Consider the following 22,679-nt stretch of genomic DNA (forward strand, 5'->3'; position numbering starts at 1 on the left):
ATGAAAATAATGTAAAAAACAAGGTAAGAAGTCTTGAAGCATGGTACAATGTACATATTAAAATGAGGATGATTGCATGAGATTACGTAAAAAAGAGTGGAGCTCAGAAGTCTTTGAAACTTTTGCAGACTACACAGTAACAGAATTTGAAACAATTAAAGGAAATTGGAAAGAAGCACTCGGTAGCGAATTGCTTCATTTAGAGATTGGATCGGGTAAAGGTGATTACTGGCATCAGTTGTCGGCACTGTACCCAGATCGCGGTATTGTAGCGATGGAACGTGATTTTACAGCGTCTTCAATCGCATTGAAGAAATTAGAAAAAAACCCAGGAGATCATAAGAGATTTATTTATGGTGATGCGGAAAATCTAAACGATATGTTTGCACCGGGTGAAGTGGATGTGGTTCATTTAAACTTTAGTGACCCATGGCCTAAGAAACGTCATACAAAACGTCGTCTAACGTATAAAGATAAATTGGATGAATATTATTCTGTCTTATCGGATAAAGGTGAGATTTGGATGAAAACAGACAATGTGGGTCTTTTTAACTATTCACTCGTGAGTGTAGGTCAACATAAGTTTGAACTTGTGGAAGTTGACGTAGATTTTAGAAGTCATGAACATGAAGATCCATTTACCGAATATGAACGTAAGTTCCATGAAATGGGGCAACCGATTTTTAGAGCGATTTGGAGGAAAAAATAATGTTGAATGAGAAACAATTAAATTGGTTTGAAACTTTAACACAACTTGATGGTGTGAGTGGTCATGAACATCAAGTTGCTCAATATTTATTTAATGAATATTCAAACTATACCGATGAAATTCTTCGTGATAATTTAGGAAGCATTCTTGCCGTACGTCGTAGTAAGAAAAAAAATGCACCTAAAGTTTTAGTTTTAGGACATATGGATGAGGTAGGTTTTTTAGTACGTGAAGTAACGGAGACAGGTGTTTTAAAAATACATCCTGTTGGAGGTTGGTTTAGTCAAGTGCTTTTAGGACATCGTGTTCGTGTTACAACACGTCATGGTGAAGTTTATGATGGCGCTATCGGTGCAACACCACCACATATGCTCTCAGCTGAAGAACGTTTAAAGCCAATCCAGATTCCTCAGATGACTGTGGATGTTGGCGCAACAACACCTGAAGAAGTACACGCCATGGGTATTCAAATTGGTGACATGGTTGTGGTTGATGGTGAATTCAATGTATTAAACAAGGGAAAACGCCTTTTAGCCAAAGCATTTGATAACCGTTATGGATGTGTAATGGGCTTGGATCTGCTTGAAGCACTGAAAGATCAAGAATTGGATTATGATCTTTATGTTGGATGCAGTGTTCAGGAAGAAGTTGGGTTACGAGGTGCGCAAACGGTCGCAAATCTTGTGAAACCCGATCTTGCGATTATTCTGGATTGTTCGCCTGCTAATGACGCTTTAGATTCCAAGGCAATCGGCAAGTTAGGCGGTGGCGTCTTGGTCCGTGTTATGGATGGTAATATGATTGCAACAAAAGATTTAATCTACAAATTTGTGGATATCTGTAACGAACATGATATTAAGCACCAATACTATTTTTCACCAGGTGGAACAGATGCGGGTGCAGTTCACAAATCGAATTCCGGTGTTAAAACATTAACATGCTGTTTATGTGCTCGTAATATCCATACATCCAGTTCAATTTTGGATACGGATGATTACTTAGCAGCACGTGAGGCCTTATTACACTTTATTGATAAGAAGACATGGGGTGATGTCATTGCGTAAGTTAATGACTGCATTGCTACTTTTACTTCTTGTAAGTGGATGTACACCTGCAGCGATCAATTATGATGATCTTGTTAAGAGTGCATTGAGTAGACCAATGCCAGAAGCTACCAATCATAATAAAAAATATTATCGTTATTATCTTTTACCCGATGTTGGGATTAAGCAATCAACACAAATTTCAACACTCTATGAAATTGATCGCAAACCGATCATGCTTGATCTTGATGTTGCGAATATTGTAGCGAAACGTTATACCGAGATTACTGAGAATAATGAAGGAAAAGAAAAAGGGGATCAAAAAGAAGATTCTAAAATTCAATTTTCGTCATTAATCAAAGAAGAAGCAGTTTCGTATCGTACCACCGGTACCTATGTAGACGGTTCGGATAAAGAACAACACTTTATCTTTAGTATTGTTGATTTAGAAAAGCATAAAGCTGTTGTGTTAGAAAATGGTCAAGTCGATATGATGGCAATTGTGAATGATGCCAATATGGATATGATTGTACAATCAATGTTTACAACAATGCGTAGCATCACTGTAAATGAAGATTTAGTAGTCCAAGATTTCTCGAAGAAAGATATTATTACGTATCACGAAAGATACGAAGAATTCTTTGAGCATGCGATACCAGAATCTGGAGCAATCTCGGATATAATTGATAAGACAGCTCCAAAAACGGAGTAGGATAGAAAGGTAGAGGTAATATCATGTTTCGTCGTTTAGCATCAGTTTTATTTAAAGAAGAAGAAATCGTTATAGAAGAAGAAATTTCTGATCATGTTGGTGAAGTGGAAATTCCTGAGTTGAAACCAATTCTTCCCAAAGAAAAGAAAATTGTAGAAAAACCAAAAACCGTAACAGAACATGTTGATATAACAGAGCCTGTTATAAGTGAAAAGCCTATTACTGATATGACTCCTGACGAGGCTGTGAATGCAGCCAGTGAGTTAAACCGTAAATCTCGCATGATTACGGCTGATGATGACCTAGCAAAACGTAAAATGGAGCGCGCTAAAGCAGCACGCACATCCGAATTGGAAGTAAAAAAATTCGAATACCAACGAAAAGATATTATTAGTCCAATGTATGGTGGGCCTTCACAACCCTCAGAGCCTTTGGATATTCCTAAGAAAAATAAAGCGTCCAAACATGTACCTGTTGCGGAAGTAATAAGTCCAATGTATGGCAAGGTACAAGAAGAATCAAAAGCAGAAGCACGTAAAATTGATGAGTCACTTATGGATTTACGTGTGGATGATATTATTTCAAATGAAGGAAAAGGAGAAACAGTTCAGGTTTCTCTGTATGATTATTTAGAAGGAATTGATGAGCATGAAGAATAAACCAATTTATTTTATTGGTATTAAAGGGACCGGTATGGCAGCGTTAGCGCGTATCTGTTACAAAATGGGTTATGAAGTGATGGGTTCAGACATTGATCGTCATTTCTTTACAGAGGATGCGTTAAGAGCGTTAAACATTCCAATTGTCCCATTTAACAAAAACAATATTAAAGATAATACCGTTGTTATTATCGGGAATGCATTTTTAGATGATCATGAAGAAGTACAAGCAGCTAAGGCGAATCCGACAGTTGAAACGTATCGATATCATGAATATCTTGGGAAAATGATGGATTCGTACCGGACGATTGCGGTGAGTGGGTCCCATGGTAAAACAACGACTACAACACTTTTACGTGATATGTTAAGTTATTCAAAAGAAACGGGATACCTCATTGGTGATGGTCGTGGTGACTTGCAACGTGATGATGAATATTTTGCGGTAGAAGCATGTGAATTCCGTCGTCATTTCTTGGCATATAAACCTAAAATTGCGATTATGACGAATTTTGAGATTGATCATGTGGATTACTTTAAATCCGTTGAGGATTATTTATCTGCATTTAAAGAATTCGCAAAGAATGTGGAATCGTTAATTGTTGTCTGGGGTGATGATCCTCATTACCAAGACTTATCATTCGATGTGGAAACATGGTCTTATGGTTTTGGTGAAGGCAATAAAATTCGTGCAACAGAACTTGAGAAGACAACGACTCACAGTATTTTTGATGTTGAAGTAGATGGAAAACGTATTCACCGTTTTAATCTTCCAATCGTAGGGGATCATATGATTTTAGATGCACTTGCAGTGATTGCTGTGGGTCTATATGAAGGCATTGAACCCAATGATATTGAGGCAGGACTTCAAACCTTTACAGGCGCTAAACGTCGTTTTGTAATTGAAACGGGAAAAGATAATGTTTATATTGATGACTATGCACATCATCCAACTGAAGTTCGTGTAACACTTGAAGCGGCTCGAACCCGTTATCCAGATCGTAAAATCGTAGGGATCTTTAAGCCTCATCGTGTTGGACGTGTTTATTACTTTGCGGATGAATTCGCAGACGCACTCAGTCTTGCTGACGAAGTGTGTTTATGTCCTTTCACAAGTATTGATGATGCGGAAGAGGGGATTGACATTGATATCACCTATCTTCAAGATCGCATTGAAGGCAGTCATGTTGTGGATTTAAATGATCATGATTTAGACTTGCTTGAGTCCTTTGGACCAGCCGTTTATGTATTTATGAGTTCGAAAGATATTTATGATTTAAAAGATGCATTGAAAATACGTTTCAACGATTGAAAACTTTTTCATATACAGTTATAATGACATTAGAGAGGTGATAGAATGGATGCATTAATTCAGAATTTACGTGAAGTATCAATCTTAATTGCACCGATAGTTGGTGTGGTTTGTTTAATTATATTGGCAATGATTTTGTATCGTATTTATGTTGTTGTGAGGGATTTGCCGAAAACAATTGACCGTGTTAACGGTGTTATTGATTCGACACAAAGTTCAGTGGATCAGCTTCAAGCACCTTTAAATACTTTAAATAATGTCACAAATACAGTGGACTTGGTAAATCAATCAGCCGTAAGTGCTGTAAGCTCTGTCGCAAGTTATGGTGCGAAACATTCCGATGCCATTGTAAATTGGACAAAATACCTTTTAGATAAACGTCGTAATGGACGGAATCCTGAAAGTTCGGATATTCAAGAAACTGGAGATGAAAAAGAGGAGGATTTTGGAATTTATGAGTAAATATGATGAAATTTTAAATGAACTTGTTTATCAAATCGATGATGTTGTTTATAACTTTTATAGCGAAAGCAATGAAATTATTGCCGCTAAAAATGGTCAAGAACGTCTCTTAACATTTAGAGATAAAACGCTCAATACCATTAACGATATGAATGTTCGCTCACTGGAAATCATTTCGGGATTTAAAGACAGTGATTTAATACAAGAACGTGCAGAACATTTACTTGAAAAAAATAAAGATATTGTGAATTCCGCATTAGAAGTGCTTCGTGCAGCACCGGAACGCAATGAATTTTTTGATGATTTAGGAAATCTTGCAACCGGTATTTTTGAATCGGCAAAAACAACATTTCAAAAAGTTGAAGAGTCCGAAACTTTTGATCGTTTTAAAGAAGGCGCACTTTTAGGTCTTAAAAAAATGCAGAAAGGCTTGGATGACCTTGCTAAACATCCTGGTGTCGTTAAAAGTGCTGAGATTGTAAAAGAAAAAACAAAAGAGGCTGTTGATGCTGGAACTCAAATTGTTAAAGATACATCTAAAAACGTTACCGATTGGGTATCAGAACAAGAATTAAGAGCTAAGGCGGAAAAAGTCTCAAAAGAAGTCCATGCAGGTGCTGAAACGGTAAAAGTTAAAGTCCATGATGGTGCTGAAAAAGTATCAGAATTTGTTGAAGATACCGTAGAAACGAAAGCACATGAATTTGAAGAAGATGCATTCAGTTTTCTTGATACCTTAGAAGAAGAATTGGATCAAGTATCAAGAGATGCAGAATCAAACCTTGAACCTTCAAATATTGTAGAAGCGGCTGAAAAACAAGTTCGTGAACTCGATAAAAAATTAGATGAAGTAAAAGAGGATGAAGAAGTATGAAACGTGTAACGATTTATGATGTAGCGAAAGAAGCTGGGGTATCACTCGCTACTGTATCACGTGTAATTAATGGTCTCGAAATTGTTCGTGAAGAAACACGTGTTAAAGTAGAAACTGCAATTGACAAATTAGGATATAAACCAAATGCTATTGCTCAAGGCCTTGCTCTACAAAAAACTACGACAATTGCGTTACTCGTACCTGAAGCAAGTTTTGGCTATACCGGTCAAATTATTAATGGTTTGATTGATGTCGCAAAGATTTATAAATACAATATTATGCTTCACACAATGACTGAAGGTATCGTAGACATTAAAGATGTTATTGATGATATCATTAAATCACGTGTGGACGGTGTAATTATCTATAACGATAAGCTCATGGAAAATGAATTGGCAGAATTGAATAAATATCAATTCCCAATTGTAATTATCGGTAATAAAATGTCTGATAAGCAAATTTCATCCGTTTACGTTGATATTGAAAAAGCAGTTTATGAATTGACGATGCAAAAAATTCAAATGGATCCTAAAAACCGTGTTGCTGTAATTCAAGACCGCAAAAATGATTTCACAACAAATCAAATGGTTTCAGGTGTTCAACGTGCATATCAAGAATTAGGTATTGATGATGAAGGGTATATTGAAATCCCAGTAGATTACCGTCGTTCTTATGATTATTTCTTAGATCATATTGAATCAATGAATTACAATTTCTTAATTGCAAACCGCGATTCTCAAGCGATTTCCGCAATGAATGCGGCGCATGAGTGTAATATGAATATTCCAGAAGATTTGGAAATTGTATGTTTAATTGATACGAAGTATAACTCAATGGTGCGTCCACGCTTATCAAGTTTCGCAATTCCATCCTATGATCTGGGTGCAGTTGCAATGCGTGTTCTTACAAAAATGCTTAATGAAGATGAAGTTGAAGATAAAGAAATTGAACTTAGTTATCTTTATACACCACGTCAATCCACAAAAAACTAAAAGACCCATTGGGTCTTTTTTTTATACCCAAATTCATATGATTTGTGACTTGTTCAGAATTCAATTTCAAAATAACATATAAGTGTAAGCGTTTTCTAAAACGCATGCACATTTGAAAGGGGATATTTATGAAAAGAAATTCTAGATTTAAATCATATGTAAAGACAACACTTGCGGTTGTCACCAGTTTTTCGTTATTATTACCTTTTTTTGTCATGCCATCTCATGCACTTGTTACTGGAGATGGAACGGATGAGGTGAATGAAGCGTATCATGATGGGCTTTCACTTCAACCCTTATCACCCGCTTTTAGACTCGAAACATTGATGAAATGGACACCGGAAACAGATCCCGATGCATCATTGAATCGTGCAACAATTCCTTTAAATACCAACCGATTTAAAGGCCATCAAATTAACGATCTTGCCCATCCTGATGCGAAGATCACCAATGCTGCGATTATCAATGCAAATCATGATAGTTCACCATCAACAGGTGGTAGTGACTTCAATATATATGCATTTGATAACTGGCAATACATTGATTCACTCATATATTGGGCTGGTACGGATGAAGGGATTTTTGCTATGCCATCACCCGATATCGTCGATGCAGCGCATAAAAATGGTGTTCCAGTGTATGCGACATTAGGATTTCCATGGGGTAGTGGTCAACCAGATTCCTTAAAGGAACTCGAAGCGATGGTTCAACAAAATCCCGATGGATCATTTCCTGCAGCTGATAAAATGATCGAAATTGCGCAATACTTTGGCTTTGATGGGTATTTCTTCAATCAAGAAACTTATGGATCCAACCAACGTGTTGCGAATCAATTGAATGCGATGCTACGTTATATGCGTACCAAATCACGCGAAATGGGATATCCTATTAATATTTCTTGGTATGATGCCATGGCGAATAATGGGAATGTAAGTCATCAAAATGCAATTAATCAATCCAATGACTTATGGATGAAACCTGTTGATCATGAAGATGATTTTGGTGTTGATGAATTTTTCATTAACTATAACTGGCAAGGTCGTGTTCAAGGAACATCCGATTATCTAAAATCGATTGGACGTAATCCGTTTGACGCTTATACAGGTTTTGAGATCCAACAACGTTCTCATAAAACAAATATTGATTCTCGAACTCTAATTGGTGCTGATAAATGCATTCTATCATCCATCGCGCTTTACGCATCCAATTCAACCATGGGTCTTGCGAGAGATCCTGAAGATTTCCATCATCAAGAAAATATCTTATATACAGGACCTCAAGGCGATCCAACTTTAGCAGATGATTCCCAAAACTGGAAGGGAATGTCCCGTTATGTTGTGGACAAGTCGGTTATCACGGGTACGGAATTTCAAACAAGTTTTAATTCCGGTCATGGTCGTAAATGGTTTACGGATGGTGTGTTAACGCGTGATGGTGCATGGCACAACCGTGCGATTCAAGATATCATGCCAACCTGGCGTTTTTGGGTTAAAGATCATAAAGCGGGTCAAGCTCGCGCTGCCATTGCTTACGATTTTGATGATGCATACAATGGTGGGAATGCTTTAAAAATTGAAGGTAACTTTAAAGCAGGGGACACGAATGAAGTTATGTTATATAGTACAAAATTAAATGTAACCGATACAACAAAAGTTGATGTCGTTACAAAGACGACACCGAATACGACGCTACGTTTAGGGGTATCGTTTGATGAAAACTATAAAGATCATGATGCGACATTCTTTACACTTACATCCGATAAAGATGGGTGGGTACGTCACAGTGTAGATTTATCCACTTATAGTGGTTCTGTGATGCATGCACTTAGTCTTCAAGTTGAAGCGAAACAAGCAGGGCCGATTAAAGTAAATCTTGGCCAAATTCATGTGTATACAAATACGGCACCACGCTTGGCCGGTCCATCAAACATTGTGGTAACCGAACAATTGCTTGCGGATGCACGTATGGCTCAATTTAGAGCGACCTGGGACAAAGTAGACGGTGCTCAGTATTATGAAGTCTACCAAGTAAATAACGATGGAGTACCTGTGTTATTAGGCACAAGTACAAACAATCATTTCTATGCTGATAAGATTACTCGAACTGATGCGAATGCATTTGAAGACAACCATACAACCATTCAAGTAATCACCATAAATAAAGACGGACAACGAGGCCTTGGTACAGAGGGTCGTTTTGAATGGGGTGTAGACCTCAACCGTAGTGAAGTTGTGGAAATGGAAGTTCCAATAAATGTTGCGTTAAATGCGGAAGTAACAGCTGTAAGTCATCAAAATGATGCGGAACCTGCATCGAAAGCTTTAGATGGAACAGCACAAGGAAACAGTAAATGGGCTTCATCACCAAAAAGTAATGGATACATGGATATCAAACTGGATGCGCCAAAAACAATCAAACGTTGGCGTGTTGAGCATGCGGAATACGGTGGAGAAGCCAAAGACATGAATACCATTAATTTCTCACTGCATTATAAAAATGAGAAAGGCGATTGGATCTTAGCAAAACAGATTAAAAATAATCGTGAAGCCGTAACCGATGTCTTGTTAGATGAACCGATTACCGCTCAAGAGTGGAAATTGAAGATTGATTTAGCGGGGTCATCGCCATGGCAAGCAGTTCGTATTTATGAATGGCAAATGTTTGAAACGGATTCCTTCCCAAAACCCAATAACTTACTACTCAATCAAGTTGAAGCAAAACCTCAAGCAAATGGAATGGGTTCATTAACCTTTAAACATGTTCCTGCGAAAACAACCGTACACCTTTATCGCAAACTTGAAGAAAAAAAACCAACTCAATCCATTCGCAATGAAAAACAAGGAACCATGGTTCTTAAAGATTTCGATTTTAGTGAGTACGATGGTTTGATTTACTACACCATCCAACCGGATTTCTCGGAAGAAAGTTTTAAAAACAGTATTGCTTTCGAAATTCCAACAGAAACAAAAGCAATGACTTCAATCCATATAACAAGTGATGTGAATGAAGCCATAGAAGTACCATTTATGATTAAAAATCACGAAAACAAAGGAGTCTATGAAGGTGTTAGTACTCAAGCGGGAATTGAAACTGAATTACCATTAGGAAACTATACACTTACACTAAAAACACTTCCTAAAGGTTATCCTGATAATATCCTTGAATATCCTTTTGAAGTTAAAGATGATATAAGCATGAATCAAGTATCCATTACGCTTGTTCAATCAAAATCATATCAAGCCTTAAACATAGAGATTGAAGCGTATGAAAAGCTTGTTCGTAAAATCTATACACAAGCATCCCTTGAAAAAGCAGATTCAGTCGTTGTAGAAGCAAAGGCGCTCCTTGAACTTGAAACTGCGCAAGAAAAAGATTATGAAGCGATGCTAATTAAGTTGAACGATGCTATCGATAAGCTTGAGAAAATTCACGATGCAGAATATGTGAAGCTTCAAGAGCGTATTCAAGAACTTGAGAGTTTGGACCGAAGTGTCTATACCGAAGCCTCCTTAGCACAATTTGATACAATCTATGCTGAAGCTAAGGCAATGCTTGAAGGAAACGAGGCATCCGAGACACAGTATAAAACAATTCACGAACGTCTTAACAAAGCGCTTGATGATTTTGTACTGAAACTCGATACAAAAGCATTGGATGTTCTTATTGAATCGGCAAAAACAATCGATGCCAGTCTTTATACATCGGAAAGTTTTGCGACATTCCAAGAGGTACTCGAAAATGTTCAAACATTACGGAATAAAGTGTCAGATCAAACAGAGATGGATGCTCTAGTTAAATCACTACAAGAATCCATCGATGGTTTAAAACGAATCCGTAACACCGAATTCCTTGAACAACTTATCAAAGAAGCCGATGCAGTAAACTTAGATCTCTATACAGAGTCAAGTTTAATTCGCCTTCATGATGCACACAAACATGCACGAACCATTGCGGAACTTGAACTATCAACACAACAAGATATCGATGACGCAGCAGAAAATCTAAAACACGCCTTATCACTTCTTGAACGAATTGATATGAGTCAAGATTGGAGTGGTGTTGATGAACTTATAGAAATGCTTGGAGAACTTGAAGCAAACCGTTATGATGAAACAACATTTAAAGCACTTCAAGAATATATTGAGCAGGTGAACACGCTGCGTTTGGATCTTAATCTCTCTCAAGATGAAATTGATGAAGTCGCAGAAAAAGTTCAAGAACTTGTCTTAAATTTACGACCTGTAAAACTGGATCAGGAAATGATTGATCGCTTGGAAGACCGTGTCAGTGAAGCACGTCAACTTGATGTAACTCACTATACGGAAGAAAGCTTCGTAGGGCTTGAAAATGCACTCCAAAAGGCAGAGACCATTTTAGGACGTATTCAAGGTAGACAATTTAGAAGTATTTCAATTCCTAAACCCGTATCACAGGAAGAACTCAATGAAGCTGTTTTAGAACTCGAAACAGCAATGGATGCACTTGTTCGTATTGATGAACCCGTTGATCCAGAGGAAAAACCGGAAGTGAAACCGGAAGTGAAACCGGAAGTGAAACCGGAAGAAAAACCAGAAGTGAAACCTGAAACAAATCCTTCTGAAGCATTGAATAAAGGTGGGACTGAGGGTGTTATATCTCAAAAAAATAAAACAATAGAACTTCCTAAAACCGGTGTTTCGAATACAAGCCTATACGGTGGTATCGTAATGTTAGGATTAGGATTGGCTCTAAAACGACGTCATAAACACTAATAACAAAGAGGGGAAACCCTCTTTTTTTAAGCTTTCTAAGTACTTGTTACTTTGTTAGCAAACTAAATCTTAATAAAAATTTAATTTTTGGTTTTATCCTTGACAATAAATGACCAAGAGCGTATTATTGTACATGGTCAGTGATGACCGGTTGAACACCAAATATTCTTTACCCCCCCACCCAAGATATTTGTGTGATTCAACAACTTCATTGAAAGGCGCAGCGTGCGTCTTTTTTTATATTACCAGGAGGTTTTATAATGATAATTAAATACTTCGATGATGATCAATTTAAAGCGGCTAATATCTGTAATGTTCGTAATACCGTTCGTTGTTTTGTTCTGAATGAATTTGGACAGTGTGCAATGATTCTAATTAAAGGACAAGACTTATTTGGTAAGCGAAATCATTATGAATCACCCGGTGGTGGTATTGAAGTTGGCGAGTCAATGATTCAAGCAGTTCATCGCGAAATACAAGAAGAACTTGGATATGAGGTGGATTCAATTTCCTATCTCGCAAGTGTTGTGGACGCATACCATCGATTAGAACTTACTACAGTCCATAATTATTTTGTTTGTAAGCTCGCAAAAAAGACATGTTATGCTCGAACATGTCTTGAATTACAATTGTTTGATTCGATTGAATGGAAACTACCAAATGTGTGGTTAGACATTTTGGATAAACCACAAGATGGCGTCAATGAGCTGGTTCATGCGCGGGAACGGTTTATGATGCATTATTTCGTAGATCAACAAGAAACGTTACGGGACTAAGAGGCGTTTCGTATTCCAAGGTCTCATAGGGCATGTTTGTCGATATAATGTAATCACGAACTGCTTCATATTCTTCGTAACCACCTTCATGCTTTAAGTAGCAAGCAATTACTAAAAAGTCTGTAAGTAAGGGGAAGATGTTTTTAAGTGATGAGACCGTTGTATGTGACGTTGTAATGATCGACTTATCACTTCGAGGTAAGTAACCAAGATTGTATATAGCACCTGTAAAGGGTGCTTTTTCTTCGAAATTAACACGACTGTGATCGGAGTGGATATAAGTGATGTTGGAAAAGTTTTGGTTTAATTGTTTTGAACTCAAAATTGCTTCTTCTTGTATATCGATAGCGTAAACATGACCGGCATGATTGGCTAGAAAATGCGTATCATATCCATTACCACAGGTCATATCCACGACAATTGAGTCCTTATTGAGAAATTGTTTCATCCACTGATGGGATTGTTCTTTATGATTCATAATACCTCCAAAAAAAAGCCCTATGCTTCGGGGCTTTTTAAAATAACAATCATGACATCAGGATTAGATAAAAGACGCATTTCAGGTTCTTTTAATCCTATTCCTGATGAAATAATTAAAGTTGTTTCGTCAACTGTTTGACGTTTATTAATATAGTCTGAAGACTCTGTGATCGAGCCAATAAGTGGTAATCGGATGTAACCACCCATTGTCTTCCCAGAAAGCATGAGATCCACTTCCGTATCATCAAATTCCTTCACATTATCCGGATTGTTTGCAATGGTAATGTTGAAGAGGTCCTCTGATGTCGTAGGGTAAGGAAATTCTGTTTCTTTATTGATGTCATTGTTTGCATCGATACCAACAAGTTGAATCGACTCGGTTGTAAAGTTGTGAACATCAATTTTTGTATTTGAAATGAGTTTAAATCCACTTTGTGTTAAAACTTCTTGCGTCACTTCATTTGCTTTACGGATATCATTTTCACCCAATACTGCATACTTACCGAGTTTCGCATTCAATGTACTTAATTTTTCAATCATTGCAGCTTGTTCCTTCTCTGAAGGTGCTGCTTTGAATAAATTACCACCGAAAACAATCATATCAGGCTTAAATGAATCAAGTTCTTTTAAAGCTTTATCGAGGTTATCTTCATGACTGTAAACATCGGATAGAAATCCGATTGAAAGATTGTTGAAGGATGCAGGAATGCGTGTTGATTCCACCGTTTCAATACGCAACTTAACACGCTGAGGTGCAAAATGTGTCATTTCAAAATAAATTAATGATGACACAATTGCAATCATCCCCAGTAAAACCGCTAACTTTTTTTTACTCATGCTTCACGAGCTTGTTGAGGTTTTGTTGCTTTCGGTGTTTTTGGTTTTTTAGCATCCTTTTGTTGTTTCGGTTCATTATTTTGTTTGTTGTTATTTTTCTTCTGTTTTTTTACAGGTTTTGTTTCTTGACCTGAGTTTTCTTTTTTATTTTCAACTTTTACCGGTGTCATCGCTGTTTTTTGGTTTAAGATTACAGGAATAACAAGTGGGTTACGTTGAGTATGTTTGTAAAGGAAGGGCTCGAGAGAACCACGAATTGTATTCTTAATTTCTCCAAAGGTAACTTTCTTTGTCATACGTTTTTTAAGTGCTTCATAAACAACAAGTTCCGCTTCTTTAAGTAATGTTTGATTTTCTTTAATGAATACAAATCCTCGTGTAACAATAGTTGGTTTACATAGAATTTTATTTTGACGTGAATCAATGGTTACTACAACTGAAACCAGCCCACTGTCCGATAAAATCTTACGATCTTTAAGCACTGCAGTCGATAATCCACTCGAATCATTTCCATCAACATAAATGTCATCGGCTTGAATTCGGGTATCACTCATGAATGCAACACCATCACGTAGTGCAACAACATCACCGTTTGAGCAAATAAAGATGTTATCTGGGTCAACACCCGTCTCAATTGCTGTTTGACGATGTGCTTTAAGCATCTTGTATTCTCCATGCATTGGCATAAAGAATTTCGGTTTGATTAATTGAAGCATCAGTGTTTGTTCTTCTTTTGAAGCATGACCTGTTGTATGAATTGAGTTGAGCGGTGAGTTTGTTAGGACATTTGCACCGGCACGAGTCAATTGGTTTACAACATGGGAAACACTGGTAGCATTTCCAGGAATTGGGCTTGATGAGAATACGACCGTATCACCAGGCATAATGCTGATTTGGCGGTGTGTTCCATTTGCAATACGACTTAACGCAGCCAAGGGTTCCCCTTGGCTTCCTGTACAGATAATACAAGATTGATCAGCAGGAAGTTTATTTAATTGATGAGCATTAACAAAGTGTTTGTCAGCTGCATCAATATGACCGAGTTTACGTGCGATATTAACAACGTTATCCATCGAACGACCAAAGATTGCAATCTTACGACCATCCGCAATAGCAGCCTCGATAATTTGCTGAACACGATAAACGTTTGAAGCAAAGGTAGCAATGATGATACGACCTTCTGTCTTGTTGAAAATTCGTTTAATTTCACGTCCAACTTCTTTTTCACTGATGGAAAAGCCACTAACTTCTGCATTGGTAGAATCACTCATTAAAAGCGTAACGCCAATTTCACCCATATAAGACATAATTTGGTAATCTGGATTATTTCCAACAGGCGTTAAATCAAATTTAAAGTCTCCTGTTGAGACAATGCGTCCATTTGGTGTATTAACAAGAACCCCAAGTGCATCGGGAATCGAGTGAACAACATTAAAGAATCCAATAACAAAATGTTTTGTTTTAATTGTAGATTTTGAATCGATTTCTTGAATTTTGTGTTTTGTTCTTATTTTTCGTTCTTCAAGTTTACGTTCAATTTGAGCTTTCGCAAATTGCGGTGCGTAAATCTGAGGTACGTTCACTTTTTGGAGTAAGAAAGGAATACCACCAATGTGGTCTTCATGTCCGTGTGTAATAACGAGGGCTTTAACTTTCTTTTGATTACGAATTAAGTGAGCATAGTCTTGAATGACATAATCAACACCCAATAAGTTCTCTTCGGGGAACATTACCCCGCAGTCAATAATGATAATTTCATCATCATGTTCAATACAATACATATTCTTACCGACTTCGCCCAAGCCACCTAAAGCATAGACTAGGGTATCGGTTTTTCTTAATTTCATATTTTTTTCGTCCATATAATCTCCTATTCTATGATTTTAAGTCCTTTTTCAGCCATCCATGGGTCTTTTGAATCAATATGATCGTAAAAGAGTACACCATTTAAATGATCAATTTCATGTTGTAAAACAATTGCTAAGATGTCTTTTGCGACAATCTCAATACGTTGGTCTGTTATCATATCGTATGCTAAAACTTTAATGCGTTGGCTACGACGAACAAGTCCTGGGTAATCCTTACGAATGGATAAGCAACCTTCACCATAACTGAGTGCACATTGTTTTACCGAATTTGAAACTATTTTAGGATTAACTAAAGCATATTCAACCGTTTTTACATTTCCATGTTTATCTTCAAGATCAACAACAAGTGCTGTCATTTGTTTCGCAACACCAATTTGAGGTGCAGCAATTCCGTTTGCAGGTTGCAAATTATACTTTTCAGCGAGTTCAGGATCTCTTGAATCGCGAACATATTGCAACATATTTTCAAGTGTATTACGGTCTTCTTCCGACAAAGGAAAAGACACCGGTTCGCATTTTTCACGCAGAACTGGGTTTGGATCTAGGACAATTGTGTCCATATTTATATCGTGCATTTAAAATTCCTCTATTCCATGATAAAAATAAATAATATATATGCCATATATTATAATATTTAAGTATGAATTATATGTGGGTCTATTCAAACTCTTTATGCATAGTTTATCGTATTTTTACTCTTTTTGAAAGGCTTTCGCTTATTTTTCATTATATCTATGATAGAATAAAGCCATGAAGAAAAGAAAAATATCACTTAAAATGCCCATGGGCTATAACCGCCCAATCCATGCAGCAGCATTAATATTAAATATCTTTGGGGTCCTTATGGTTATCTCAGGAAGCATGACATCCGGAAGTACGCCGAAGTCATTAGTCTTGGTTGGGGTTAAGGAGCTCGTTTTTGTGATTGTATCCTATATTATGATGGTTATGGTCGCTCGAAGATTTTCACTTAATTATTTTAGAAAAAATTATGCGAAAATATTACTTTTAATGGTTGGTATGTTGGGAATTACGCTTGTTTTTCCTGCAGTTAATGGAGCGAAAGCTTGGATTAATCTTAAAGTAATGACCATCCAACCTAGTGAGTTTGCTAAGATTTTTGGAATCCTTACGATCGCAACATTTCTTGCAGATCGTAATAAACGAACAAGTGCTAGCACATTTGATATGGTTAAAAAACCATTCTTTATTATTCTTGCGATTTTCGTATTTGTTGTGAAAGCGCAGCATGACCTTGGGTCAGCGGTTGTTATTATTGGTGTTGCATATATCTGTGTTTTAATACCATCACATGACAAACTAACACGATTACAAAAAGTAATGTTTATTCTTGCAGGTGTAGGAATCATAGGACTGATCTTTCTGGATTCTTCGTTCGGAATTAGTCTCATTGAAAAATTAAACATTCCGCCTTATATGATTGGACGATTTAAAACATCCTCGAACCCATTCTTGGATCGTTATGGAAGTGGATATCAAATCTTTAATGGAATGGTTGCGATGTTTAAAGGTGGCCTTTTTGGAATGGGTTATGGGAATAGTTTAATCAAATATGGTTATCTTCCAGAAGCTCATACGGATTTTATTCTTGCTGTAACAATTGAAGAATTGGGGATGATTGGGTTCTCGGTGATTCTAATTGGATATGGAACGATGCTATTCCAACTGGTTAAATATTCATTTAAAGTTAAAAAAGAATCCGATAAAGTTATTTTAATGGGGACTGTTGCTTATATTATGATTCACTTTATCTTTAATATAGGAGGTATTACGGCACTGATTCCTCTAACGGGAGTACCGCTTCTCTTTATTTCTAAAGGGGGATCCAGTCGTATGGCAATCATGATTGCCATTGGTCTAACACAAAATGTAATTTCCCGATATGAAATGGGTATTATTAATGTAAAACGTAAAGACCAATTACGGATTAAACAAGAAGAAACAAAACGTAAAGAAAATTTAAAACGCTTAACAGAGGTAGTGTAATGAGAGTTGTAGCAGGAAGATTTGGATCAAGACCCATCAAAACATTAAAAGGAGATACGACACGTCCTACAACGGATAAGGTTCGTGCCGCAATTTTTAATCGAATTGGACCTTTCTTTAATGAAGGGGCAATGTTGGATGTATTTGGTGGATCGGGTGCGATGGCAATTGAATCAATTAGTCGCGGTATCGAGCGCGCAGTAGTTTTTGAAAAAGATGTACGAGCTTTTAGTGTTATCCAGGATAATATAAAAACATTTGGTCTTGAATCGCGCATTCAACTCAAAAAAGGGGATTCGATGAAGTTATTGGAAACGGTATCCGGTTCCTTTGAATTTGTTTTCCTTGACCCACCTTATCGCTACGCGCAAACACTTAAAATCATAAAGTTGATAATCAAGCGTGATTTGGTCGTAGATGGTGGGTTGATAATTTGTGAGACGGATAAAAATTACGACTTACCTGATGAGATTGATGGTTATTCGTTAGATTGTGTTAAAGATTATGGAATTAGTAAAGTACGATACTACAAAAAGGACAAATAAGTCCTTTTTTATTTTTTAGCACTTAAAGGTTGACAGTGCTAAACTCGTGGTGTAGAATAATACTAGACACAAAGAATAGAGTGTTTAGGAGGCGAGATTAATATGTTGACGCCACGAAAAATAGAAATATTTAAGGCGATTGTTAAAGAGTTTATTAACACAGCTGAACCTGTGGGTTCAAAGACGTTAATCGATAAATATAACTTATCATACTCGTCTGCGACAATACGAAATGAGATGTCAGATTTAGAAAAAATAGGACTACTGGAAAAGACACATACGTCCAGTGGACGTATCCCTTCAACAAAGGGGTATCGATTCTATGTAGAACACCTTATGGATGAAGAAGAGAATTACGGTATTGAAACCGCAATTGCACAAATCTTCTCCGATCGACGACTCGGTATTGATGAAGCAATTCGTCAAAGTTGTGATATCTTATCGCAAATGACGAATCTCACTACGGTTGTATTAGGGCCCAGTGCAATGAATGAAACACTGAAAAGTGTCCAGTTAATTCCATTGAGTGAATTTAATGCAATGGCCGTGTTCGTAACAGAATCAGGGCATGCGGAGCATCGAATCTTTAATTTTGATAGTAAAGTGGATGTGAATGACCTCGAGGCGTGTACTTCAATATTAAATGAACGATTAAAAGGTACAGCACTATCGGAAGTTGTAGATAAAATGGAGAGTTTAAGACCTATCTTATCGAAACGGATCGAAAAGTATGAGGTACTCTTTGAGGCGTTTGTGGGAGCATTTGTTAAATTTGCTCAGGACGAAGTCTATTTAAGTGGTGAACGCAATATGTTATACCAGCCAGAATTCTCAAACATAGAGAAACTTCGTGAAATGATGGATATGCTCGAAAACAGTGAAATGTGGCGTAACTTATCCACAGGACAAAATCACCTAAGTCTTAAAAAAGGCGATCAAAGTGAAATTGTTTGGGTTGATGATATGGCCGTTGTATCCAGTTCGTTTAATCTACTCGATAATCATGAACATAAGTTAATGATTGTGGGACCAAGCCGAATGGAATACAGTCGCGTTGTCTCGTTAATGGATTATGTTTCGGAGATGATCGAAACGGTGTATGGGAAAGGTGGCAATGATGAGCAAGACGAATAAAACCGCTGAAGAATTCAACGAAGAAGTTCAATTAGAACAAGAAGTTGAAGCAACAGACAGCGAAGAACTTGAAACTTCAAACTCAGAGAACGAGGCTTCTGAAACAGATGAAGCAATTGATGAGAATGAAGCCTTACGAAAAGAAATTGAAACGTTAAAAAACGACTATTTTAAAATGTTAGCAGATACAGAAAACTTAAAAAAACGTCTGCAACGTGAGCATGATCAACTGCGTAAATACCGAATTCAAGGTTTTGCGGCAGATGTATTGCCTGTGTTAGATAATTTGGAGCGTGCATTAAAACAAGAGACAACGGATGAAGCGTTAAGAGAAGGTGTACAAATGATTTATGATCAATTGATGGCATCCCTTAAAGCGGAAGGTGTGGAACCGATTAATGCATTAAATCAACCTTTTGATCCAAATATTCATCAAGCGATGATGACTGAGGAAAAAGAGGGAGTAGAATCCAATATCGTGATTGAAGAATTCCAAAAAGGATATATGTTAAAAGATCGCATTCTACGTGCGAGTTTAGTAAAAGTGAGTCAATAGGAGGATATATATTATGAGTAAAGTTATTGGTATTGATTTAGGAACAACAAACTCAGCTGTTTCCGTAATGGACGGTGGAGAAGCAAAAGTAATTACAAACCCAGAAGGAAATCGTACAACACCTTCTGTTGTAAGTTTTAAAAATGGTGAACGTATTGTTGGGGATGCTGCAAAGCGTCAAGTTGTTACAAACCCTAACTCAGCAGTATCTGTTAAACGTTTAATTGGTACAGGCGAAAAAGTTACACTTGAAGGCAAAGATTATACACCAGAAGAAATCTCAGCAATGATCTTAGGTTATATGAAGAGCTATGCAGAAGATTACCTCGGTGAAAAAGTTACAAAAGCTGTAATCACAGTTCCTGCATACTTTAATGATGCACAACGTCAAGCTACAAAAGATGCTGGTAAGATTGCTGGATTAGAAGTAGAACGTATTATTAACGAACCAACTGCAGCTGCGCTTGCATTTGGAATTGATAAGACAGATAAAGAAGAAAAAGTTCTTGTATTTGACCTTGGTGGTGGTACATTTGACGTTTCGATTCTTGAATTAGCAGATGGTACTTTTGAAGTATTATCAACAGCTGGTGACAACAAATTAGGTGGAGATGATTTTGACCACATTGTTGTTGATTATTTAGTAGATATTTTCAAAAAAGAAAACGGAATTGATTTATCATCCGACAAGATGGCAATGCAACGTCTAAAAGAAGCAGCAGAAAAAGCGAAAAAAGATTTATCTTCAACTGTAAATGCTTCAATTTCATTACCATTTATCTCAGCAGGTGAAAATGGTCCATTACACTTGGAAACAACATTATCACGTGCTAAATTTGAAGAAATGACAAAGAGCCTTGTTGAACGTACAATGGTTCCAGTTCGTCAAGCATTAAAAGATGCTGGACTTACAAAAAATGATATTCATCAAGTATTACTTGTTGGTGGATCAACACGTATTCCTGCAGTTGTTGAAGCAGTTAAAAATGAATTAGGAAAAGAACCTAATAAATCTGTAAACCCTGATGAAGTTGTTGCAATGGGTGCCGCAATTCAAGGTGGTGTTATTTCTGGAGATGTTAAAGATGTATTGCTTCTTGACGTTACACCATTATCATTAGGTATTGAAACAATGGGTGGTGTGATGACTGTTCTTATTGAACGTAACACAACAATCCCTACATCAAAATCACAAGTATTCTCAACAGCAGCAGATAATCAACCTGCTGTAGACATTAACGTATTACAAGGTGAACGTCCAATGGCTAAGGATAATAAATCACTTGGTTTATTTAAATTAGATGGTATTGCACCTGCAAAACGTGGTATTCCTCAAATTGAAGTTACATTTGATATTGACGTAAATGGTATCGTAAATGTTTCGGCAATGGATAAAGGAACAAACAAAAAACAATCTATTACAATTTCAAACAGTTCAGGATTAAGTGATGAAGAAATTGAACGTATGGTTCGTGAAGCGGAAGAAAATGCTTCAGAAGATTTACGTTTAAAAGAAGAAGCAGAACTTAAAAACCGTGCAGAACAATTCATCCATCAAATCGATGAATCATTAGCAAGTGAAGATTCACCTGTGGATGATGCTCAAAAAGAAGAAGTAACAAAATTACGTGATGAATTGCAAGCAGCAATGGACAACAATGATTTTGAAACATTAAAAGAAAAACTTGAACAATTAGAACAAGCAGCTCAAGCAATGTCACAAGCAATGTATGAGCAACAAGCTGGTCAACCTGAAGCAGATGCTTCATCAAATGATGAAACTGTAGTTGACGCTGAATTTGAAGAAAAAAACTAGTTTAAAAACTTTCGGAGGTAGATATGGCAGATAAAAGAGATTTTTATGAAATACTTGGAGTAAGTAAATCTGCCACAGATGCAGAAATTAAGAAAGCCTATCGCCAATTAGCTAAAAAGTATCATCCTGACATCAACAAAGAGGATGATGCTGAAGCTAAGTTTAAAGAAGTCCAAGAAGCTTACGAAGTCCTAAGTGATTCTCAAAAACGTGCGAGCTATGATCAATACGGCCATGCAGCCTTTGATCAGGGAGCAGGCGGTTTTGGTGGCGGCTTTAGTGGTGGCTTTGATGATTTCGGAGATATCTTTAGTTCATTCTTCGGCGGCGGAGGCGGCGGTCAGCGTCGTAATCCTAATGGACCTATGAAGGGTCAAGATCGATTTATGAGTATGCGAATTGACTTTATGGAAGCTGTGTTTGGTGCAAACAAATCCGTGACTTTAAATGTAGATGAAGAATGTACATCGTGTCATGGGTCGGGTGCACACAGCAAAGATGATATCAAGACATGTTCACGTTGTGGTGGAACGGGTCAAACGGTTACGCAACAACGTACACCTTTTGGAGTTTTCCAATCTCAAGCAACATGTCCGGACTGTGGTGGTTCAGGTAAAACAATTACAAAACGCTGTGGTGAATGTCATGGTAAAGGATTTAATACAAAACGTGTCGAAGTCGATATTAAAATTCCTGCGGGAATCGTTACTGGACAACAATTACGTGTTTCCGGTAAGGGTGAACGTGGGGCAAATGGTGGACCGAACGGTGATCTCTTTATTGAGATTGTAGTCGGAACGCATAAACACTTCAGACGTGAGGGTAATGATATCCATATTAATATTCCTTTGTCGGTAATCGATGCCACATTGGGTACAGAAATTGAAGTTCCAACCGTGCATGGTGATGTTAAATTAACGATTCCAGCAGGTACACAACCCAATACTAAATTTAGACTTCGTGAAAAAGGGGTTCAAGACCTTCGTTCCGGACGTATGGGAGACCAATACGTTGAAGTTAAATTAGAAGTACCAACTAAATTATCACGTCAACAACGTGAACATTTAGAAGCGTTAAAAGAAACAGAAGTAAAAGGTGATAGTGTCTTTGACCGCTTTAAAAAAGCGTTCAAGTGACACACGTCACTTT

Annotated in this window: 20 protein-coding genes; 16 read left to right on the top strand and 4 right to left on the bottom strand. The window is 37.1% G+C overall.

What is annotated here, in order from left to right; genetic code table 11:
• Positions 1–76: 76 nt before the first annotated feature.
• The 10 genes from trmB to NMG63_RS02990 all read left to right on the top strand — a co-directional run bounded on the left by trmB (position 77) and on the right by NMG63_RS02990 (position 12,287).
• Complete coding sequence (gene trmB / locus NMG63_RS02945; RefSeq protein WP_013852746.1) at positions 77–709, top strand: tRNA (guanosine(46)-N7)-methyltransferase TrmB; 633 nt, start codon at positions 77–79, stop codon at positions 707–709.
• Positions 709–1,773: a M42 family metallopeptidase gene (locus NMG63_RS02950; protein WP_123171663.1), complete on the top strand. Its 1,065-nt coding sequence runs from the start codon at positions 709–711 to the stop codon at positions 1,771–1,773. The genes trmB and NMG63_RS02950 overlap by 1 nt, the downstream gene beginning before the upstream one ends.
• On the top strand, positions 1,760–2,464 hold the full coding sequence (locus NMG63_RS02955) for a hypothetical protein (RefSeq protein ID WP_003773205.1): 705 nt from the start codon (positions 1,760–1,762) through the stop codon (positions 2,462–2,464). Before NMG63_RS02950 ends, NMG63_RS02955 begins: the two co-directional genes overlap by 14 nt.
• 23 nt (positions 2,465–2,487) lie before the next feature.
• Positions 2,488–3,123, top strand: coding sequence for a hypothetical protein (locus NMG63_RS02960; protein ID WP_115354700.1), 636 nt, complete (start codon positions 2,488–2,490; stop codon positions 3,121–3,123).
• The gene (gene murC / locus NMG63_RS02965) at positions 3,107–4,432 is read left to right on the top strand and encodes a UDP-N-acetylmuramate--L-alanine ligase (protein WP_238000146.1); all 1,326 of its coding nucleotides are present in this window, start codon (positions 3,107–3,109) and stop codon (positions 4,430–4,432) included. The genes NMG63_RS02960 and murC overlap by 17 nt, the downstream gene beginning before the upstream one ends.
• A 45-nt stretch (positions 4,433–4,477) precedes the next feature.
• Positions 4,478–4,894 (top strand): hypothetical protein, encoded by a 417-nt coding sequence (locus NMG63_RS02970; RefSeq protein ID WP_254007432.1) that lies wholly within the window; start codon positions 4,478–4,480, stop codon positions 4,892–4,894.
• Complete coding sequence (locus NMG63_RS02975; protein WP_254007433.1) at positions 4,887–5,768, top strand: hypothetical protein; 882 nt, start codon at positions 4,887–4,889, stop codon at positions 5,766–5,768. Before NMG63_RS02970 ends, NMG63_RS02975 begins: the two co-directional genes overlap by 8 nt.
• Positions 5,765–6,760 (top strand): LacI family DNA-binding transcriptional regulator, encoded by a 996-nt coding sequence (locus NMG63_RS02980; protein ID WP_013852749.1) that lies wholly within the window; start codon positions 5,765–5,767, stop codon positions 6,758–6,760. The genes NMG63_RS02975 and NMG63_RS02980 overlap by 4 nt, the downstream gene beginning before the upstream one ends.
• Before the next feature lie 128 nt (positions 6,761–6,888).
• Positions 6,889–11,511, top strand: a complete 4,623-nt coding sequence (locus NMG63_RS02985; protein ID WP_254007434.1) for an endo-beta-N-acetylglucosaminidase — start codon at positions 6,889–6,891, stop codon at positions 11,509–11,511.
• A 260-nt stretch (positions 11,512–11,771) separates the two neighbouring features.
• Positions 11,772–12,287 carry an NUDIX hydrolase gene (locus NMG63_RS02990; RefSeq protein ID WP_123171657.1) on the top strand — a complete coding sequence of 172 codons (516 nt, stop codon included), beginning with the start codon at positions 11,772–11,774 and terminating at the stop codon, positions 12,285–12,287.
• Here NMG63_RS02990 and mnmM read toward each other — a convergent pair.
• From mnmM to def, 4 genes are read right to left on the bottom strand one after another with little or no spacing between them, the layout of a single operon-like run.
• Positions 12,241–12,765 carry a tRNA 5-(aminomethyl)-2-thiouridylate-methyltransferase MnmM gene (gene mnmM / locus NMG63_RS02995; RefSeq protein WP_123171656.1) on the bottom strand — a complete coding sequence of 175 codons (525 nt, stop codon included), beginning with the start codon at positions 12,763–12,765 and terminating at the stop codon, positions 12,241–12,243. The genes NMG63_RS02990 and mnmM overlap by 47 nt on opposite strands.
• 20 nt (positions 12,766–12,785) lie before the next feature.
• Positions 12,786–13,604, bottom strand: coding sequence for a metallophosphoesterase (locus tag NMG63_RS03000; RefSeq protein ID WP_254007435.1), 819 nt, complete (start codon positions 13,602–13,604; stop codon positions 12,786–12,788).
• Positions 13,601–15,466: a ribonuclease J1 gene (gene rnjA / locus NMG63_RS03005; protein WP_003773222.1), complete on the bottom strand. Its 1,866-nt coding sequence runs from the start codon at positions 15,464–15,466 to the stop codon at positions 13,601–13,603. Before rnjA ends, NMG63_RS03000 begins: the two co-directional genes overlap by 4 nt.
• 8 nt (positions 15,467–15,474) lie before the next feature.
• Complete coding sequence (def, locus tag NMG63_RS03010) at positions 15,475–16,047, bottom strand: peptide deformylase (RefSeq protein WP_003773223.1); 573 nt, start codon at positions 16,045–16,047, stop codon at positions 15,475–15,477.
• A gap of 175 nt (positions 16,048–16,222) precedes the next feature.
• Here def and NMG63_RS03015 point away from each other — a divergent pair, with 175 nt between their 5' ends.
• From NMG63_RS03015 to dnaJ, 6 genes are all read left to right on the top strand, one after another.
• Entirely contained in the window at positions 16,223–17,479 is a 1,257-nt protein-coding gene (locus NMG63_RS03015) for an FtsW/RodA/SpoVE family cell cycle protein (RefSeq protein ID WP_013852756.1), read from the top strand.
• Positions 17,479–18,024, top strand: a complete 546-nt coding sequence (rsmD, locus tag NMG63_RS03020) for a 16S rRNA (guanine(966)-N(2))-methyltransferase RsmD (protein ID WP_013852757.1) — start codon at positions 17,479–17,481, stop codon at positions 18,022–18,024. The genes NMG63_RS03015 and rsmD overlap by 1 nt, the downstream gene beginning before the upstream one ends.
• 102 nt (positions 18,025–18,126) lie before the next feature.
• Positions 18,127–19,158 carry a heat-inducible transcriptional repressor HrcA gene (hrcA, locus tag NMG63_RS03025; RefSeq protein ID WP_003773226.1) on the top strand — a complete coding sequence of 344 codons (1,032 nt, stop codon included), beginning with the start codon at positions 18,127–18,129 and terminating at the stop codon, positions 19,156–19,158.
• A complete protein-coding gene (gene grpE / locus NMG63_RS03030; RefSeq protein WP_013852759.1) occupies positions 19,142–19,714 on the top strand; it encodes a nucleotide exchange factor GrpE in 573 nt (190 codons plus the stop codon). The genes hrcA and grpE overlap by 17 nt, the downstream gene beginning before the upstream one ends.
• A gap of 13 nt (positions 19,715–19,727) precedes the next feature.
• Positions 19,728–21,530, top strand: a complete 1,803-nt coding sequence (gene dnaK / locus NMG63_RS03035; protein WP_003773230.1) for a molecular chaperone DnaK — start codon at positions 19,728–19,730, stop codon at positions 21,528–21,530.
• 23 nt (positions 21,531–21,553) lie between these two features.
• Positions 21,554–22,666 (top strand): molecular chaperone DnaJ, encoded by a 1,113-nt coding sequence (dnaJ, locus tag NMG63_RS03040; RefSeq protein WP_003773231.1) that lies wholly within the window; start codon positions 21,554–21,556, stop codon positions 22,664–22,666.
• Positions 22,667–22,679 lie beyond the last annotated feature (13 nt).

The sequence above is a fragment of the Erysipelothrix amsterdamensis genome, from assembly GCF_940143175.1.
In the GTDB taxonomy this organism is placed as follows: Bacteria; Bacillota_I; Bacilli_A; order Erysipelotrichales; family Erysipelotrichaceae; genus Erysipelothrix; species Erysipelothrix amsterdamensis.

Bases quoted from the DNA above. Each gene is read 5' to 3' on its own strand.
- trmB (WP_013852746.1), top strand. From the start codon at position 77: ATGAGATTACGTAAAAAAGAGTGGAGCTCAGAAGTCTTTGAAACTTTT.
- NMG63_RS02950 (WP_123171663.1), top strand. From the start codon at position 709: ATGTTGAATGAGAAACAATTAAATTGGTTTGAAACTTTAACACAACTT.
- NMG63_RS02955 (WP_003773205.1), top strand. From the start codon at position 1,760: ATGTCATTGCGTAAGTTAATGACTGCATTGCTACTTTTACTTCTTGTA.
- NMG63_RS02960 (WP_115354700.1), top strand. From the start codon at position 2,488: ATGTTTCGTCGTTTAGCATCAGTTTTATTTAAAGAAGAAGAAATCGTT.
- murC (WP_238000146.1), top strand. From the start codon at position 3,107: ATGAGCATGAAGAATAAACCAATTTATTTTATTGGTATTAAAGGGACC.
- NMG63_RS02970 (WP_254007432.1), top strand. From the start codon at position 4,478: ATGGATGCATTAATTCAGAATTTACGTGAAGTATCAATCTTAATTGCA.
- NMG63_RS02975 (WP_254007433.1), top strand. From the start codon at position 4,887: ATGAGTAAATATGATGAAATTTTAAATGAACTTGTTTATCAAATCGAT.
- NMG63_RS02980 (WP_013852749.1), top strand. From the start codon at position 5,765: ATGAAACGTGTAACGATTTATGATGTAGCGAAAGAAGCTGGGGTATCA.
- NMG63_RS02985 (WP_254007434.1), top strand. From the start codon at position 6,889: ATGAAAAGAAATTCTAGATTTAAATCATATGTAAAGACAACACTTGCG.
- NMG63_RS02990 (WP_123171657.1), top strand. From the start codon at position 11,772: ATGATAATTAAATACTTCGATGATGATCAATTTAAAGCGGCTAATATC.
- mnmM (WP_123171656.1), bottom strand. From the start codon at position 12,765: ATGAATCATAAAGAACAATCCCATCAGTGGATGAAACAATTTCTCAAT.
- NMG63_RS03000 (WP_254007435.1), bottom strand. From the start codon at position 13,604: ATGAGTAAAAAAAAGTTAGCGGTTTTACTGGGGATGATTGCAATTGTG.
- rnjA (WP_003773222.1), bottom strand. From the start codon at position 15,466: ATGGACGAAAAAAATATGAAATTAAGAAAAACCGATACCCTAGTCTAT.
- def (WP_003773223.1), bottom strand. From the start codon at position 16,047: ATGCACGATATAAATATGGACACAATTGTCCTAGATCCAAACCCAGTT.
- NMG63_RS03015 (WP_013852756.1), top strand. From the start codon at position 16,223: ATGAAGAAAAGAAAAATATCACTTAAAATGCCCATGGGCTATAACCGC.
- rsmD (WP_013852757.1), top strand. From the start codon at position 17,479: ATGAGAGTTGTAGCAGGAAGATTTGGATCAAGACCCATCAAAACATTA.
- hrcA (WP_003773226.1), top strand. From the start codon at position 18,127: ATGTTGACGCCACGAAAAATAGAAATATTTAAGGCGATTGTTAAAGAG.
- grpE (WP_013852759.1), top strand. From the start codon at position 19,142: ATGAGCAAGACGAATAAAACCGCTGAAGAATTCAACGAAGAAGTTCAA.
- dnaK (WP_003773230.1), top strand. From the start codon at position 19,728: ATGAGTAAAGTTATTGGTATTGATTTAGGAACAACAAACTCAGCTGTT.
- dnaJ (WP_003773231.1), top strand. From the start codon at position 21,554: ATGGCAGATAAAAGAGATTTTTATGAAATACTTGGAGTAAGTAAATCT.